General features: G+C 71.3%; 13 protein-coding genes and 1 pseudogene. 12 read left to right on the top strand and 2 right to left on the bottom strand.

The annotated features are described in order from the left end of the window. Positions 1-74 precede the first annotated feature (74 nt). The 3 genes and pseudogenes from ACZ4MU_RS25530 to ACZ4MU_RS25540 all read left to right on the top strand — a co-directional run bounded on the left by ACZ4MU_RS25530 (position 75) and on the right by ACZ4MU_RS25540 (position 2,274). Entirely contained in the window at positions 75-1,199 is a 1,125-nt protein-coding gene (locus ACZ4MU_RS25530) for an AAA family ATPase (RefSeq protein WP_467880848.1), read from the top strand. After that, positions 1,196-1,516: pseudogene (locus ACZ4MU_RS25535) on the top strand (nucleotide pyrophosphohydrolase); the annotation flags it as partial. The gene ACZ4MU_RS25530 and the pseudogene ACZ4MU_RS25535, both read left to right, overlap by 4 nt. Positions 1,517-1,782: 266 nt before the next feature. Next, positions 1,783-2,274, top strand: a complete 492-nt coding sequence (locus ACZ4MU_RS25540; RefSeq protein WP_467880851.1) for a DUF6099 family protein — start codon at positions 1,783-1,785, stop codon at positions 2,272-2,274. A 44-nt stretch (positions 2,275-2,318) separates the two neighbouring features. Here ACZ4MU_RS25540 and ACZ4MU_RS25545 read toward each other — a convergent pair whose 3' ends face one another. Next, positions 2,319-2,546, bottom strand: a complete 228-nt coding sequence (locus ACZ4MU_RS25545; RefSeq protein WP_467880854.1) for a hypothetical protein — start codon at positions 2,544-2,546, stop codon at positions 2,319-2,321. 248 nt (positions 2,547-2,794) lie between these two features. Between ACZ4MU_RS25545 and ACZ4MU_RS25550 the strand changes: the two genes are divergently transcribed. From ACZ4MU_RS25550 to argF, 6 genes are all read left to right on the top strand, one after another. Continuing rightward, complete coding sequence (locus tag ACZ4MU_RS25550) at positions 2,795-3,724, top strand: LLM class F420-dependent oxidoreductase (RefSeq protein ID WP_467880856.1); 930 nt, start codon at positions 2,795-2,797, stop codon at positions 3,722-3,724. A 2-nt stretch (positions 3,725-3,726) separates the two neighbouring features. Beyond that, positions 3,727-4,722: a homocysteine S-methyltransferase gene (gene mmuM, locus ACZ4MU_RS25555; RefSeq protein ID WP_467880859.1), complete on the top strand. Its 996-nt coding sequence runs from the start codon at positions 3,727-3,729 to the stop codon at positions 4,720-4,722. Between the two features lie 277 nt (positions 4,723-4,999). Next, positions 5,000-6,466, top strand: a complete 1,467-nt coding sequence (locus tag ACZ4MU_RS25560; RefSeq protein ID WP_467880861.1) for a 3' terminal RNA ribose 2'-O-methyltransferase Hen1 — start codon at positions 5,000-5,002, stop codon at positions 6,464-6,466. Continuing rightward, positions 6,463-9,279 (top strand): polynucleotide kinase-phosphatase, encoded by a 2,817-nt coding sequence (locus ACZ4MU_RS25565; protein ID WP_467880864.1) that lies wholly within the window; start codon positions 6,463-6,465, stop codon positions 9,277-9,279. Before ACZ4MU_RS25560 ends, ACZ4MU_RS25565 begins: the two co-directional genes overlap by 4 nt. A gap of 109 nt (positions 9,280-9,388) precedes the next feature. Next, positions 9,389-10,621, top strand: coding sequence for an arginine deiminase (locus tag ACZ4MU_RS25570; RefSeq protein ID WP_467880867.1), 1,233 nt, complete (start codon positions 9,389-9,391; stop codon positions 10,619-10,621). A gap of 61 nt (positions 10,622-10,682) precedes the next feature. Next, complete coding sequence (argF, locus tag ACZ4MU_RS25575) at positions 10,683-11,714, top strand: ornithine carbamoyltransferase (protein ID WP_467880869.1); 1,032 nt, start codon at positions 10,683-10,685, stop codon at positions 11,712-11,714. Here argF and ACZ4MU_RS25580 read toward each other — a convergent pair. Next, positions 11,659-12,135, bottom strand: a complete 477-nt coding sequence (locus ACZ4MU_RS25580) for an ATP-binding protein (RefSeq protein WP_467880872.1) — start codon at positions 12,133-12,135, stop codon at positions 11,659-11,661. The two genes, argF and ACZ4MU_RS25580, sit on opposite strands and share 56 nt — an antisense overlap. A gap of 352 nt (positions 12,136-12,487) precedes the next feature. Here ACZ4MU_RS25580 and ACZ4MU_RS25585 point away from each other — a divergent pair, with 352 nt between their 5' ends. The 3 genes from ACZ4MU_RS25585 (at position 12,488) to ACZ4MU_RS25595 (ending at position 16,242) form a co-directional block, all read left to right on the top strand. Next, entirely contained in the window at positions 12,488-13,315 is an 828-nt protein-coding gene (locus ACZ4MU_RS25585) for an enoyl-CoA hydratase family protein (protein WP_358831133.1), read from the top strand. Positions 13,316-13,318: 3 nt separating this feature from the next. Continuing rightward, entirely contained in the window at positions 13,319-15,625 is a 2,307-nt protein-coding gene (locus ACZ4MU_RS25590) for a bifunctional salicylyl-CoA 5-hydroxylase/oxidoreductase (RefSeq protein WP_467880874.1), read from the top strand. Positions 15,626-15,786: 161 nt separating this feature from the next. Further along, positions 15,787-16,242, top strand: a complete 456-nt coding sequence (locus tag ACZ4MU_RS25595; RefSeq protein ID WP_467880877.1) for a tellurite resistance TerB family protein — start codon at positions 15,787-15,789, stop codon at positions 16,240-16,242. Positions 16,243-16,314: the final 72 nt, after the last annotated feature.

The raw sequence follows: 16,314 nt of genomic DNA on the forward strand, positions 1-16,314 counted from the left end.
AACCGTCCCTCATTCGTAGGAAGGTGATCGAGGCGTAACGGTTCGTCTGATTTCGTCCTCGTACGGTCCGTTCCATGAACGGAACCTGTGACCGGCCCACCGTCACCGAACTGCGGCTCTCCGCCTTCAAGTCACACCGCGGCGCGGTCTTCGCGCTCGGCCCGCTCACCCTCCTGGCGGGACCGAGCGGCAGCGGCAAGTCCAGCGTCCTCCAGGCGTACGAGGCGCTGGCCCGGCTCGGCGCGGGAGCCAGCCTCGCGGCCGCGTTCCCCGACGCCGCCGGATGCGTTCCCGAACGCGCCGAGGCGGACGCCCAAGGCCGGCGGGGATTTCGCCTCGGCTGCACCGTCGACGGACCCGCCGGGCCCGTCCGGCTCGACCTCGCCATCCAGGCCGAGCCGGAACTCCGCGTCGTCGGCGAACGTTTGACCAGTGACGGCGAGACGCTCCTGTCCACCGCCCTGCGTGACCCCGGCCGCTCCACCGTGCAGGCCGCCTGGCACACCGCAGGGGCCGTCCCGGTCACCCGCGCCCCGCTCCCGGACGACCGGCTCGGCACCGCCCTGCTGCCGCTGCGCGTGGCCGGCAAGACCGAGGGCCAGCTGCGGGTCATCGCCGCCGCCGAACAAGTCGTGGTCGCCCTGCGGTCGGTGTTCGCCTGCGACCCCCAGCCGCAGCGCATGCGCCAACCCGTCCTGCCCGGCCAGGGGAGGCTGCGGCGCGGTTGCGACAACCTCGCCGAGATCCTCTCGCGCACCGCCGAGGAGTGCACCATCCGGCACGCCCGGCTGGTCACCGCGGCCCGCGCGGGCTGCGTGGGACCGGTCACCGCGCTCGCCGCCGAGGAACTGGCCGACGGCACCTTACGGGCGGTGGTGGGCCGGGGCGAACGGAACCCCACCCCCGTGGCCCGCCTGGGCGAAGGCGAACTGCGCTACCTCGCCCTCGCCCTCGTCCTGCTCACCGGCCCCGGCGTCCTCGCCGTCGACACCGTCGCCGAGATCCCCTCCGCCCTCCAGACCCTCACCGTCCTCGCCGACGGGCTCGACCGCGGCCTCGACCGGCGACAGGCCCGCGAACTGGTCGCGCTGGCCGCCGAGATGTGCCGGCGCGGTCACATCCGCCTCGCCGGCACCGTCACGGACGCCGGACACGCCCGAGGAGTGGCGGGAGCGACAGTGGTAGACCTGGAGTCGTGACCGAACCCGACGTAGCGGGACTCCAGCGCCGACTCGCCGACTTCGCGGCCGCGCGCGACTGGCAGCCCTTCCACACCCCCAAGAACCTCGTCTGCGCCCTCAGCGTCGAGGCCTCCGAACTCCTCGAGGTCTTCCAGTGGCTGACTCCCGAGCAGTCCGAGCGGATCATGCACGACCCCGACCGCGCCCACCAGGTGACCGACGAGGTCGCCGACGTCCTCGCCTATCTCCTCCAGCTCTGCCAGGTCCTCGGCATCGACCCGCTCGCCGCCCTCGCCGCCAAGATCGACCGCAACGAACTCCGCTTTCCCGCCCCCGTCCCGGCCGCCTCCGCTTTCCCGCCCGCCCCGCAGCCCCCGGCCGGTCCGGAGCGGGCCCTGAGACGCCCCGCCGAGGCACAAACCGCCCCCGCCCCTGTGCAAAACCCCGAAGAAAGTCCAAACGGTCACTCTTCGGAGTGAGCGAGTTATTCAAAACCCCCTGCTCGTCCACAGATTTCCGATTTCCTCTGGCTTTCTCGGCCGCAGAAGCTCACTCTAGGTAGTGACGGAGAAACGCATCGTCGTATGAACGGGGGCGGCGCATGGACGCGGTACGGCTCATCGGGATGAGCAGGTTAGCGCTCGCGGAAAGCACCGCGGCACTGGAGATCGTCGCCGAGGCCTGGCAGGCGCAAGCCCTCGCCCAGGCCATCGGGAGCCACCTGGCGTCCACCGGGCCGCCGGAACTCAGGGGCGAGGCGCGCGGCCTCAGCGAGACCGGCGGGCGGGGCTGCGGCGTCCTCGACCACCCCGGGCTGCGCTTCGGCGGCATCCGTGCCACCCAGCTCTCCGGAATCACCGACGCCAGGCAGACCCTGACCGGACTCAGCGGCCTGCTCGGAGACGTCGGCATGGCCCTCGTCGGCGTCGCCTGCGCCACCGACGAAGAAGGGCTCTACTGGCAGTGCATCGAAGCGATCGACGCCGCCGACGAATCGAGCGACCGGGTCCGCGGAATGCTCCGAAGACTCACCGTCCGCGAGGAGGAGAGACGGCCAGGCCTCCTGCGCGACTCCACGGCGAGGCCGTCATGACTGGCGGGACCGTTGTGACCGGCCGGGGGACAGCGCGTCGCCTCTCACGCCCCCGTGGAACGGCCCTCCACAGGTCCACCGGCCTCCTGACCCGGCACCCGCTCGGCCGACGACTGCAGATCGGCGTCGAGCTGCGACAGATCCGCGGTCAGCGCCGCCATCAACTCCTCCATCTGCTCCAGCAGTCCCTTCGGTGCGCCCTGCTGCTCGGGCACGGACTGCCCGACCGCTCCCTGCGGCACGGCCTGCTCCGGCCAAGCTTCCTGGGACATGAAGGCCTCCTCGGCCCAAGCCCTCCCGCACGGCGGCGAGGGCGGCAGTTCGACAGAAGCGTCGGCAGCGGCCACCGGCGCGCGGGCCGGGCGGTCCGGCTCCGCCCGAGCCAACGACCACTCAGCGCCACAGTCACTGCTCAGAGCCCGCGCGGCCCGTCCGGCGGACGATATTCACCCGACCGGGCAGCCGCGGAGCATGCGGCAAGGGCGGCGTTGACGACCGTTCGAAGGTGCAGGATGGAGGCATGGATCTTCGAATCTTCACGGAGCCCCAGCAGGGCGCCGACTACGACACCCTCCTCACCGTCGCCAAAGCCACCGAAGCCCTCGGATTCAACGCCTTTTTCCGCTCCGACCATTATCTGCGCATGGGCTCCGCCGACGGCCTGCCGGGCCCCACCGACGCCTGGATCACCCTCGCCGGACTCGCGCGCGAGACCAGTCGTATCCGCCTCGGCACCCTGATGACCGCCGGCACCTTCCGCCTCCCCGGCGTCCTCGCCATCCAGGTCGCCCAGGTGGACCAGATGTCGGGCGGCCGCGTCGAACTCGGCCTCGGCGCGGGCTGGTTCGAGGAGGAACACAAGGCGTACGGCATCCCCTTCCCCAAGGAGAAGTCCGCACGTCTGGAGGAACAACTGGCCATCGTCACCGGGCTCTGGGCCACCGAGACCGGCAAGACCTTCGACTACGACGGCACCTACTACCAGCTCATGGACTCGCCCGCCCTCCCCAAGCCCGCCCAGGCCAAGGTGCCGGTCCTCATCGGCGGCCATGGGGCGGTCCGCACCCCACGGCTGGCCGCGCAGTACGCCGACGAGTTCAACATCCCGTTCGCCTCCGTGGCCGACAGCGAGCGGCAGTTCGGCCGGGTGCGCACCGCCGCCCAGAGCGCCGGACGCGACCCCGACGACCTGGTGTACTCCAACGCCCTGGTCGTCTGCGCGGGAAAGAACGACGCCGAAGTGGCGCGCCGGGCGGCCGCCATCGGAAGGGAGGTGGAAGAGCTCAAGGCGAACGGACTGGCGGGCTCCCCCGCCGAAGTGGTCGACAAGATCGGCGCGTACGAGGCGATCGGCTCCTCCCGGATCTACCTCCAAATCCTGGATCTGGACGACCTCGACCACCTCGAACTGATCTCCTCCCAGGTCCAGTCCCAGCTGAACGGGGCCTGACCGTGCGTCCCGCCCGTTCCCTGGCCGAGGCGCTGGCAACGCGGCCCCTGCTCCTCGACGGCGGCCTCTCCAATCAACTGGAGTCCCAGGGGAGCGACTTGAGCGATCCACTCTGGTCCGCGCGGCTGCTCGCCGACGACCCCGGACAGATCGAGGCCGCACACGAGGCGTATGTACGGGCGGGCGCAGAGGTACTGATCACCTCCAGCTACCAGGCGACGTACGAGGGCTTCGCACACCGGGGAGTGCCCCGCCGTGAGGCGACGGCGCTGCTGAAGCGGAGCGTGGAGTTGGCGAGGAGGGCGGGGGAGAGGGCGGGGGCGGGGAGGGGGGTGGGGGGAGGGGAGGGGGAGCCCCCCAAAGGTGAAGCCGGAGCAGCCGCAGCCGCAGCCGAAGCCGAACTCCCAGCCGAAGTCTGGGTCGCCGCCTCCATCGGCCCCTACGGTGCCTTCCTGGCAGATGGCAGCGAATACCGGGGTCGGTACGGGTTGACGGTGAAGGAGCTGGAGCGCTTCCACCGCCCCCGAGTCGAGACGCTGGCGGAGGCCGACCCGGATGTGTTCGCGCTGGAAACCGTGCCCGACGCCGACGAGGCCGAGGCACTGCTCCGGGTCGTTGAGGGGTGCGGAGTGCCGGTATGGCTGTCTTACAGCGTGGAGGGAGTGCGGACGCGGGCGGGCCAGCCGCTGGACGAGGCGTTCGCGCTGGCGAGGGGCCTGGGCCAGGTGATCGCCGTGGGTGTGAACTGCTGTACTCCCGCCGACGCGGACCACGCCGTGGAGCTTGCGGCGTCGGTCACCGGCAAGCCGGTCGTCGTGTACCCCAACAGCGGGGAGCGGTGGGACGCCCGGGCCGGGGCGTGGCGTGGCGGGGCAACGTTCGACCCGTCCCGCGTGGAGGCTTGGCAGGGTGCGGGTGCTCGTCTGGTGGGCGGCTGCTGCCGGGTGGGGCCGACAGAGATCGCACGGCTGGCGGGGTTCGTGACGCGAACGGCATGAGGGGGCTCCGGCCGACTTGGCCCACCTGCCCCGGACCTCGCGTTTCACTGCGGGTCCTAACGCCAGGCCAGACTCCGGGTCCGAGCTCAGGGGTCCGAACTCCGGGTCCGAACGCCGGACCCGAACTCCAGGCGTGGACCCCGCCCGAACCTCGGGTCCGAGTTCCAGGCCCACGCCCACGCCCGCCCGTAATGTCACCCCTCCACCCGCCCAGCCGCCCGGCCACCTCTAGGAAAATGCCTGGTGGGAGCCGCGAAAGCCGGGTGATACTCGACGCGTGTTCCTGACAATCACCACGACCGGTTCCCTCGAACGCCCCGCCACCGACCTCGGTTTTCTGCTGCACAAGCATCCCGGGAAGGCGCAGGCGTTCTCCACGGCGCACGGCACCGCGCACGTCCTCTACCCCGAGGCGACCGCCGAGCGCTGCACTGCCGCGCTGCTCCTGGAGGTGGATCCGGTGGCGCTGGTGCGGCGGGGCAACGGCAAGGGCCGTGGCGGAGCACCTGATTCCGCCCTGGCGCAGTATGTCAACGACCGTCCGTACGCGGCCTCGTCGCTGATGTCCGTCGCGCTGAGCACTGTCTTCAAGAGCGCGCTGCGCGGCGTGTGCAATGCGCTGCCGGAGCGGGCCGAGGCGCCCCTGCCGCTGCGCATCGAGGTGCCCGTGCTTCCCGCGCGTGGCGGCGCCGAGCTCGTACACAAGCTGTTCGGGCCGCTGGGCTGGGCGTCGGTCTCGGCGGAGCCCATCGTGCTGGACGAGGAGTTCCCGGAGTGGGGCGAGTCCCGTTACGTACGGCTCGTACTGGAAGGGGAGCTGCGGCTCGCCGACGCGTTGCGGCAGTTGTACGTCCTGCTGCCGGTGCTCGACGACGCCAAGCACTACTGGGTCGCGCCCGACGAGGTCGACAAGCTGCTGCGCGCCGGTGACGGCTGGCTGGCCGACCACCCCGAGCAGAAGCTGATCGCCAGCCGCTATCTGTCCCGCCGCTGGGGGCTGACCCGGCAGGCGATGGAGCGGCTCGAACTGGTGCGGCTGGCCGAGGCCGACGACATCGCGGTCGAGGCCATCGACAACGCGGTGGACGAGACCAGCGACACCGAGGAGCGGCCGGTGCCGCTGGCCGTGCAGCGGCGCGAAGCCATTCTGGCGGTGCTGGCCGGGGCCGGGGCAAGCCGGGTGCTCGATCTGGGCTGCGGCCAGGGCCAGTTGGTACAGGAGCTGCTGAAGGACGTCCGGTTCACCGAGATCGTGGGGGTGGACGTCTCTATGCGCGCGCTGACGATCACCGCGCGGCGGCTGCGTCTGGAGCGGATGGGCGAGCGGCAGGCGGGTCGGATCACGCTGATGCAGGGATCGCTCGCGTACACGGACAAGCGGCTCAAGGGGTACGACGCGGCCGTGCTCAGTGAGGTGATCGAGCATGTGGACCTGCCGAGGCTGCCGGCGCTGGAGTACGCGGTGTTCGGCGCGGCGCGTCCGCGCACGGTGATCGTGACGACGCCGAACGTGGAGTACAACGTGCGCTGGGAGTCGTTGCCGGCCGGGCATGTGCGCCACGGCGACCACCGGTTCGAGTGGACGCGCGCGGAGTTCCGCGACTGGGCCGCCTCGGTGGCCGAACGACATGGATACGGGGTCGAGTTCGTGCCCGTCGGGCCGGGCGACGCCGAGGTCGGTCCGCCCACGCAGATGGCCGTGTTCGAGATGATCAAGACCGCGAAGGAGGCGAACGCCGCATGAACACCGAGAACGAGTCCGCGAACCGCTCCGACTCCGGGAGCCTCTCTCCTTCCGGTAACCGCTCCCCTTCCAAGGGCCTCTCTCCTTCCGGGAACGGCTCCGACTCCGTGAGCCCCTCCGAATCCGAAAGCCGCACCCACTCCGCGGCCGGTGCCACCAGCACCACCCGGACCGAACCGGGAGTCCCGACCCCAATCCATTTCCCGGGCGCGATCCAGCCCCCGACCAAGACCCAGTCCCCGGATCCGATCCAGCCCCCGCCCCCCAAGCGCACCCTCCCCGTCCCCGACCTCTCCCTCGTCGTCCTCATCGGCGCCACCGGGTCGGGTAAGTCCACGTTCGCGCGGCGGCATTTCAAGCCCACCGAGGTCCTCTCGTCCGACTTCTGCCGCGGTCTGGTGGCCGACGACGAGAACGACCAGAGCGCCAGCGGTGACGCGTTCGACGTCCTCCACTACATCGCGGGCAAGCGGCTCGCGGCCGGGCGGCTGACGGTCGTGGACGCCACCAGTGTGCAGGTGGAGAGCCGCAGGCAGCTGGTGCAGCTGGCCAGGGAGCACGATGTGCTGCCGGTGGCGATTGTCCTGGATCTGCCCGAGGAGGTCTGCGCCGCCCGCAACGCCGCTCGGCCCGACCGTGCCGGGATGCCCCGCCAGGTCATCGCGCGCCACCGCCGTGAGCTGCGGCGTTCGCTGCGGGGCCTGGAGCGTGAGGGTTTCCGCAAGGTCCACGTGCTGCGCTCGCAGACGGAGGTGGACAGCGTCGAGATCGCCATCGAGCGGCGCTACAACGACCTCACCCACCTCACCGGCCCCTTCGACATCATCGGTGACATCCACGGCTGCCGCTCGGAGCTGGAGACGCTGCTCGCCAAGCTGGGGTACGTGGACGGGGCGCACCCCGAGGGCCGCACGGCGGTCTTCGTCGGTGACCTCGTCGACCGCGGCCCCGACAGCCCGGGCGTGTTGCGGCGCGTGATGAAAATGGTGGCTGATGGTAACGCTCTGTGCGTTCCCGGGAACCATGAGAACAAGCTCGGACGTTATCTGGGTGGCAAGAAGGTCCAGCGCACCCATGGACTGGCGGAGACCATCGAGCAGTTGGACAGGGAGGACGATGGATTCAAGAACGAGGTGAAGGAGTTCATCGACGGGCTCGTCAGCCACTATGTGCTCGACGGCGGCAAGCTGGTCGTCTGTCACGCGGGTCTGCCCGAGAAGTACCACGGGCGTACGTCGGGGCGTGTCCGCTCGCACGCCCTGTACGGGGAGACGACCGGCGAGACGGATGAGTTCGGCCTGCCCGTGCGGTACCCCTGGGCCGAGGACTACCGGGGCCGCGCGGCGGTCGTCTACGGCCACACGCCGGTGCCGAACACATCGTGGATCAACAACACCATCTGTCTGGACACGGGTGCGGTGTTCGGCGGAAGGATGACCGCGCTGCGCTGGCCCGAGCGCGAGCTCGTCGACGTGCCCGCCGAGAAGGTCTGGTACGAGCCGGTCCGTCCGCTGGCCACCGAGGCGCCCGGTGGCCACGACGGACGGCCGCTCGACCTGGCCGATGTGCACGGCCGTCGGGTCGTGGAGACCCGGCAGCTGGGCAACGTGGCGGTGCGCGAGGAGAACGCGGCGGCCGCGCTCGAGGTCATGAGCCGGTTCGCCGTGGACCCCCGGCTGCTCGCGTATCTGCCGCCGACGATGGCGCCGACGGCGACCTCGCGCGCGGCGTCCCGCGGCAGCGGCGGTGACGAGCAGTTCCTGGAGCATCCGGCGGAGGCGTTCGCCCAGTACGCGGCGGACGGTGTCGGGCGGGTCGTGTGCGAGGAGAAGCACATGGGCTCGCGGGCGGTCGCCCTGGTGTGCCGTGACGCCGACGCGGCGCGTGAGCGGTTCGGGGTGGAGGGGCCGACGGGGTCTTTGCACACCCGCACCGGTCGCCCGTTCTTCGACGACGCGGCCGTCACCGAGGAGATCCTCGGCCGGCTGCGGGCGGCCGTGTCCGCGGCCGGGCTGTGGGACGAGTTCGGTGCGGACTGGCTGCTGCTCGACGCCGAGCTGATGCCGTGGTCGCTGAAGGCCTCGGGGCTGCTGCGTTCGCAGTACGCGGCGGTGGGTGCCGCGTCCGGAGCGGTCTTCCCGGGCGCCCTAGCGGCTCTGGAGGCCGCGGCCGAGCGCGGTGTGGAGGTGGCGGGGCTGCTGTCGCGTCAGCGTGAGCGGGCGCGGGACGCGGCGGCGTTCACCGACGCCTACCGGCGCTACTGCTGGACCACGGACGGGCTGGAGGGAGTGCGGCTCGCTCCGTTCCAGATCCTGGCCGTCCAGGGGCGCAGCCTGGCCGCGGTGCCGCACGACGAGCAGTTGGCGTGGCTGGACCGGCTGGTCGAGCACGACCCGACGGGTCTGCTCCAGGTCACCCGGCGCCTGGTCGTCGACACCGGCGACGAGGCGTCGGTGCGGGCGGGTGTCGACTGGTGGCTGGAGCTGACCGGTGCGGGCGGCGAGGGCATGGTGGTCAAGCCGCTCCAGGCGCTGGCGCGGGACGGCAGGGGCCGTCTGGTGCAGCCGGGCATCAAGGTGCGCGGGCGCGAGTATCTGCGGATCATCTACGGTCCGGAGTACACGCGTCCGGAGAACCTGGACCGGCTGCGGCAGCGGTCGCTGGGGCACAAGCGCTCGCTGGCGCTGCGGGAGTACGCGCTGGGTCTGGAGGCGCTGGACCGACTGGCGGCGGGGGAGCCGCTGTGGCGTGTCCACGAGGCGGTCTTCGCGGTCCTGGCCCTGGAGTCGGAGCCGGTGGACCCCAGGCTGTGAGGCCCCGGGGGCGGAGCCGTGCGGTTCCACCCCCGGGAGCGCTCGCCGACAGGGACGCAAGGGGCCGGTTCACCGGGTGAGCAGGCTGTTGGCGGGACAGGATGGAAGCATGGGATTCCATGTCGACTCCGAGACCGGCCGACTGCGCCGTGTCATCCTGCACCGGCCCGATCTGGAGCTGAAGCGGCTCACGCCGAGCAACAAGGACGCTCTCCTCTTCGACGACGTGCTCTGGGTGCGCCGGGCGCGCCAGGAGCATGACGGTTTCGCGGACGTGTTGCGCGACCGCGGGGTCGAGGTGCATCTCTTCGGTGATCTGCTGCGCGAGTCGCTGGCGATCGCGCCGGCGAGACGGATGGTGCTGGACCGGGTCTTCGACGAGAAGGAGTACGGGCCGCTGGCCACCGGGCATCTGCGTGAGGTCTTCGAGGAGCTGTCCGCCGCGGAGCTGGCCGAGGCGCTGGTGGGCGGGATGACCAAGCGGGAGTTCCTGGAGCGCCACGCGGAGCCGGTGTCGGTGCGGTTCCATGCGATGGATCTGGACGACTTCCTGCTCGACCCGCTGCCCAACCACCTGTTCACCCGTGACACCTCCGCCTGGATCTACGACGGTGTGTCCATCAATGCGATGCGCTGGCCGGCCCGGCAGCGCGAGACGGTCCACTTCGAGGCGATCTACCGGCACCACCCCCTCTTCGCCGGTCCCGGGGCGGAGCCCTTCCATACCTGGTCGCAGGGGCAGAGCGACTACCCCTCGACCATCGAGGGCGGCGATGTACTGGTCATCGGCAACGGCGCGGTGCTGATCGGGATGAGCGAGCGGACGACCCCGCAGGCCGTGGAGATGCTGGCGCGCGGGCTGTTCGCGGCCGGTTCCGCCCGCACGATCGTGGCGCTGGACATGCCCAAGCGCAGGGCGTTCATGCACCTCGATACGGTGATGACGATGGTCGACGGAGAAACCTTCACTCAGTACGCCGGGCTCGGCATGCTCCGCTCGTACACGATCGAGCCGGGCGCCGGTGAGCAGGAGCTGAAGGTGACGGATCATCCCCCTGAGCACATGCACCGCGCCATAGCGGCCGCCCTCGGTCTGGACGGGATCCGGGTGCTGACGGCCACCCAGGACGTGCACGCGGCGGAGCGCGAGCAGTGGGACGACGGCTGCAATGTGCTGGCGGTCGAGCCGGGCGTGGTGGTGGCGTACGAGCGCAATGTGACCACCAACACGCATCTGCGCAAGGAGGGCATCGAGGTCATCGAGATCCCCGGGAGCGAGCTGGGGCGGGGGCGGGGCGGGCCTCGGTGCATGAGCTGTCCGGTGGAACGCGATGCCGTATAGTGATGCGATCGAGCGCATATACTTACAGCTTCCCGCCTTCCGTCACTCAGGAGCAGTCACCATGGCGACAGACCTCGCAGGCCGCCACTTCCTCAAGGAGCTGGACTTCACCGCCGAGGAGTTCCGTGCTCTGGTGGAGTTGGCCGCCGAGCTCAAGGCCGCCAAGAAGGCGGGCACCGAGGTGCAGCGGCTGCGGGGGCGGAACATCGCGTTGATCTTCGAGAAGCCGTCGACGCGTACGCGGTGCTCCTTCGAGGTGGCGGCCGCCGATCAGGGTGCCTCCACCACGTATATCGATCCCGCCGGGGCGCACATCGGCGAGAAGGAGTCGGCCCGGGACACCGCCCGTGTGCTCGGGCGGATGTTCGACGCGATCCAGTTCCGCGGGGACGCCCAGGAGACGGTGGAGACCCTCGCCGCGCACGCGGGCGTACCGGTCTACAACGGGCTCACCGACGCCTGGCACCCCACCCAGATGCTCGCGGACGTCCTCACCATGACCGAGCACACCGACAAGCCCCTGGAACGCACCGCCTTTGCCTATCTGGGCGACGCCCGCTACAACATGGGCAACTCCTACCTGGTCACGGGCGCGCTGCTCGGGATGGACGTACGGATCGTGGCGCCCCGGGCGTACTGGCCGGCCGAGGACGTCGTCGCCCTCGCCGAGCGGGAGGCCGAGCGGAGCGGGGCCCGGATCGCCCTCACCGAGGACATCGCCGAAGGCGTGGCGGGCGCGGACTTCGTCGCCACGGACGTCTGGGTGTCGATGGGCGAGCCCAAGGAGATCTGGGCCGAGCGGATCAAGGCGCTGGCGCCCTACGCCGTGACGATGGACGTACTGCGCGCCACCGGCAACGCGGACGTCAAGTTCCTGCACTGCCTGCCGGCCTTCCATGACCTCGGCACGGCCGTCGCCCGTGAGATCCATGAGCAGTACGGCCTGGCGGAGCTGGAGGTGACCGACGAGGTGTTCGAGTCCGCGCACTCGGTGGTCTTCGACGAGGCCGAGAACCGTCTGCACACCATCAAGGCCGTCATGGTCGCGACCCTCGCGGGAAGTCCGGCGGGGGCGGCCGCGCCGGGAGCGTGAACCACACCGCCTTGCCGTGCGCGGTGAGGCGGTGACCGCAGGCCGAGCTCAGGGTGCGGATCAGCAGCAGCCCCCGGCCGTGTTCCTGCCACGGGTCGAGATCGCCGCTCGGCTCCGGAGCCCCGAGGTCGCCCGGTGGCAGCCGCGAGCGGTCGTGCACCTCGACCTGGCAGCCCGACGCGAACAACTCGACGACCAGCTCGATGGGCTGGTCGTCGGGGGTGTGCTCGACGGCGTTCGCCACCAGTTCGCAGGTGAGGAGCTCGGCGGTGTCGCTGTCGGCGGGGGCGTCGATGTCGGCGAGCGCGGTACGGATCAGCGCGCGGGCGAGGGGGACGGCGGCGTTGGTGTGGGGGAGCGGGATACGCCAGGACGTCGGGGCGCCGGCCGGTTCGCGGGCGGTGCCGGAGGGGTCGGGCACGGCGGGGGTTTCCGTTTCGGTCGCGTGGAGTCGTCCGCGGCACGGGGGACGCGCGGGACGCTACTACTCCCTTCAACCTTACGAACCCGAGCAAGCGGCGGATAGAGACCGCCGGGCGGCAGTGACAGGTCCGTGCAAAGCGGTGCCGTGGGGCACCCGTCCGGTCCTGCGCGCCGCCCCCTCCCCAGGCACCCGTGGCCCCCAAACACCCGCGGCCGCCCGCACGATCTCCCCTCGTCCCTCGCCGCCCCCCACCGTCCTCCCGCGTATCGCGTGCTCGTGACGACAGTCACGCAGGGGTGATACCTTCGAAGGGCAGGCATCTGGCAGCCCGCCGAGGAGGCCGCACTCCATGAGCCCGTTCCCCAGCTCCGCGTCCCGCACCGAAAACTGGCGCCACCTGCGGCTTTCCGTGGAGGACGGGGTGGCCACCGTCACCCTGGCCCGGCCCGAGAAGCTCAACGCGCTCACCTTCGGCGCCTATGCCGACCTCCGTGATCTGCTCGCCGAGCTCTCCCGGGAGCGGGCCGTGCGCGCCCTGGTGCTCGCGGGCGAGGGGCGCGGATTCTGCTCCGGAGGGGACGTCGACGAGATCATCGGCGCGACCCTCTCCATGGACACCGCCCAACTGCTCGACTTCAACCGGATGACCGGCCTGGTCGTACGGGCCGTGCGCGAATGCCCCTTCCCGGTGATCGCGGCGATCCACGGGGTCGCCGCCGGTGCGGGCGCGGTGCTGGCGCTCGCCGCCGACTTCCGTATCGCCGATCCCACCGCGCGGTTCGCCTTCCTGTTCACCAAGGTCGGCCTCTCCGGCGGCGACATGGGCGCGGCCTATCTGCTGCCGCGTGTCGTCGGGCTCGGCCACGCCACCCGGCTGCTGATGCTCGGTGAGCCGGTCCGCGCCCCCGAGGCCGAACGCATCGGCCTGCTCAGCGAGCTCACCGGCGAGGGGCAGGCCGACGCGCGCGCCGCCGAACTCGCCCGCCACCTCGCTGCCGGCCCCGCCCTCGCCCACGCCCAGACCAAGGCGCTGCTCACCGCCGAACTCGACATGCCGCTCGCCGCCGCCGTCGAACTCGACGCCGCCACCCAGGCCCTGCTGATGAACGGGCAGGACTACGCCGAGTTCCACGCCGCCTTCACCGAGAAGCGGCCCCCCAAGTGGCAGGGGCGCTGAAACGTGCCCGGGCCCCGGGACAGCGGCCCCGCCGGACGGCCGCAGCGGATCGCGGTCATCGGCGGCGGCCCCGGCGGGCTGTACGCCGCCGCGCTGCTCAAGAGGCTCCGCCCCGACCGCGAGATCACCGTCTGGGAGCGCAACGCCCCCGACGACACCTTCGGCTTCGGAGTCGTCCTCTCCGACGAGACCCTCGGCGGGATCGAGCACGCCGACCCCGTGGTGTACGAGGCGCTGAAGGCCGAGTTCGTCCGCTGGGACGACATCGACATCGTCCACCGAGGCCGCACCCTCACCTCCGGCGGGCACGGCTTCGCCGCGCTCGGCCGGCGCAGGCTCCTGGAGATCCTGCACCAGCGCTGCCGCACGCTCGGCGTGGACCTGCGCTTTCACACCGAGGCGCCGCCCGCGGCCGAACTCGCCGCCGACCACGACCTGGTCATCGCCGCCGACGGCGTGCACAGCGTCACCCGCCAGGCGCACGCCGAGCACTTCGCGCCCCGTATCACCGGCCACCGCTGCCGTTACATCTGGCTGGCCGCCGACTTCGCCTTCGACTCCTTCCGCTTCGAGATCGCCGAGACCGAGCACGGCGTGATGCAACTGCACGGCTATCCGTTCTCCGCCGGCTCCTCCACCGTCATCGTGGAGATGCGCGAGGAGGTCTGGCGGGCAGCCGGGTTCGACGAACTCGACGAGCAGGGGTCGGTCGACCGCTGCGCCAAGATCTTCGCGGACGCCCTGGGCAACCGGCCCCTGCGGAGCAACAACTCCTCCTGGACCGTCTTCCGTACCGTGGTCAACGCCCACTGGTCCCACGGCCGCACCGTGCTGCTCGGCGACGCCGCCCACACCGCGCACTTCTCCATCGGCTCGGGCACCAAGCTCGCCGTCGAGGACGCCCTGGCGCTGGCCGCCTGCGTGGAGGAGCGGCCCAGCCTGCCGGAGGCCCTCGCCGCGTACGAACGCGAGCGCCGGCCCGTCGTGGAGTCCACCCAGCGCGCGGCAGCCGCCAGCCTGCGCTGGTTCGAGGAGCTCGCGCTCTACCTCGACCAGCCGCCCCGGCAGTTCGCGTTCAACCTGCTCACCCGCAGCCGTCGCGTCACCCACGACAACCTCCGGCTGCGCGACCCCGGCTTCACCGACGCCGTGGAGCGCGACTTCCCCTGCCCCTCCGGCACGCCTGCGATGTTCACCCCCTTCCGGCTGCGCGGGCTGGAGCTGCGCAACCGTGTCGTCGTCTCCGCCATGGACATGTACTCCGCCGAGAACGGCCTGCCCGGCGACTTCCACCTCGTCCACCTGGGCGCCCGGGCCCTGGGCGGCGCGGGCCTGGTCATGACCGAGATGGTGTGCGTGAGCCCCGAGGGCCGCATCACTCCGGGGTGCACCGGTCTCTACACCCCCGAGCAGGCCACGGCCTGGCGCCGGGTCACCGACTTCGTGCACCGGCAGGCACCCGGCACCGCCATCGGCGTCCAGCTCGGCCACTCCGGGCGCAAGGGCTCGACCAAACTGATGTGGGAGGGCATCGACGAGCCGCTCGACGACGGCAACTGGCCCCTTGCCGCCGCCTCGCCCCTGCCCTACCGCCCCGGCGTCAACCAGGTCCCGCACGCGCTCGACCGCGCGGGGCTGACCGACATCCGCGAGCAGTTCGCCGCGGCGGCCCGGCGGGCCGCCCACTGCGACTTCGACCTGCTCGAACTCCACTGCGCCCACGGCTACTTGCTCTCGGGGTTCCTCTCCCCTCTCACCAACCAACGCACGGACGCCTACGGGGGTTCCCTGGCCCACCGGCTGCGTTTCCCGCTCGAGGTGTTCGACGTGCTCCGGGGTGTCTGGCCGTCCGACCGGCCGATGACCGTGCGCATCTCCGCCACCGACTGGGCTCCCGGCGGTACCACCGGCGAGGAGTCCGTCGAGATCGCCCGCGCGTTCGCCGCCCACGGCGCCGACGCCATCGACGTCTCCACCGGGCAGGTCGTCCCCGACGAGCGGCCCGAGTTCGGCCGCTCCTACCAGACCCCGTACGCCGACCGGATCCGCAACACGCTGGACGTGCCCGTCATCGCGGTCGGGGCGATCTCCTCCTGGGACGACGTGAACTCGCTGCTGCTCGCCGGGCGCGCCGACCTCTGCGCGCTGGCCCGGCCCCATCTGTACGACCCGCACTGGACCCTGCACGCCGCCGCCGAGCAGGAGTACACGGGGCCCGGAGCGCCCTGGCCGGCGCCGTACCGGGCGGGCAGCCGCAGACCGCCGACCGGCCGCACGGACGCGCCCAGACCCCGGCTCACGCTGAAGTGAGCCCCGGCGCTGAAACGGCCCGAGCGCCGAAGTCAGCCCCCGCAACTAACCCCTGCGGTGGGGCGGCTCGCAAAGAATTGAAGTGCCACGGGAACCATTGGCCCCACCGGTCAGTTTCTACAGTGTTGTAGAAGTTGCTACCGAGAACCGATGGAGACCTCATGGCCCTGTGGGACCGCTTCAAGGAGTCCGCGTCGACGATGCAGACGCAGCTGCTCGCCAAGAAGAACGATCTGAAGAGCGGCGCGTTCCGCGACGCCGGCATGGCGATGTGCGCCCTGGTCGCCGCGGCCGACGGCACCGTGGACCCGTCCGAGCGGCGCCGGGTCGCCCAGCTCATCTCCACCAACGAGGTGTTGCGGAACTTCCCGGCGGGCGACCTCCAGCGCCGATTCGACGACTACCTGGACAAGCTCGCCGCCGACTTCGACTTCGGCAAGGTCAGCGTGTTGCAGGAGGTCGCCAAGGCGAGGAAGAAGCCCGCCGAGGCGCGTGCGGTGGTCCAGATAGGCATCGTCATCGGCGGCGCCGACGGCGACTTCGACAAGTCGGAGCAGGCCGTCGTGCGCGAGGCCTGCTTCGCGCTGGGCCTGGCACCGGCGGAGTTCGACCTGTAGGCCGAGTCCGACCGGAGACCGAGTCCGGCCTGGAGGCCGCGTCCGGACCGAGGGACAGCGTGGCGCTCGCGT

The organism is Streptomyces sp. NPDC026377, assembly GCF_055567715.1.

Bases quoted from the DNA above. Each gene is read 5' to 3' on its own strand.
- ACZ4MU_RS25530 (WP_467880848.1), top strand. From the start codon at position 75: ATGAACGGAACCTGTGACCGGCCCACCGTCACCGAACTGCGGCTCTCC.
- ACZ4MU_RS25540 (WP_467880851.1), top strand. From the start codon at position 1,783: ATGGACGCGGTACGGCTCATCGGGATGAGCAGGTTAGCGCTCGCGGAA.
- ACZ4MU_RS25545 (WP_467880854.1), bottom strand. From the start codon at position 2,546: ATGTCCCAGGAAGCTTGGCCGGAGCAGGCCGTGCCGCAGGGAGCGGTC.
- ACZ4MU_RS25550 (WP_467880856.1), top strand. From the start codon at position 2,795: ATGGATCTTCGAATCTTCACGGAGCCCCAGCAGGGCGCCGACTACGAC.
- ACZ4MU_RS25565 (WP_467880864.1), top strand. From the start codon at position 6,463: ATGAACACCGAGAACGAGTCCGCGAACCGCTCCGACTCCGGGAGCCTC.
- ACZ4MU_RS25570 (WP_467880867.1), top strand. From the start codon at position 9,389: ATGGGATTCCATGTCGACTCCGAGACCGGCCGACTGCGCCGTGTCATC.
- argF (WP_467880869.1), top strand. From the start codon at position 10,683: ATGGCGACAGACCTCGCAGGCCGCCACTTCCTCAAGGAGCTGGACTTC.
- ACZ4MU_RS25585 (WP_358831133.1), top strand. From the start codon at position 12,488: ATGAGCCCGTTCCCCAGCTCCGCGTCCCGCACCGAAAACTGGCGCCAC.
- ACZ4MU_RS25595 (WP_467880877.1), top strand. From the start codon at position 15,787: ATGGCCCTGTGGGACCGCTTCAAGGAGTCCGCGTCGACGATGCAGACG.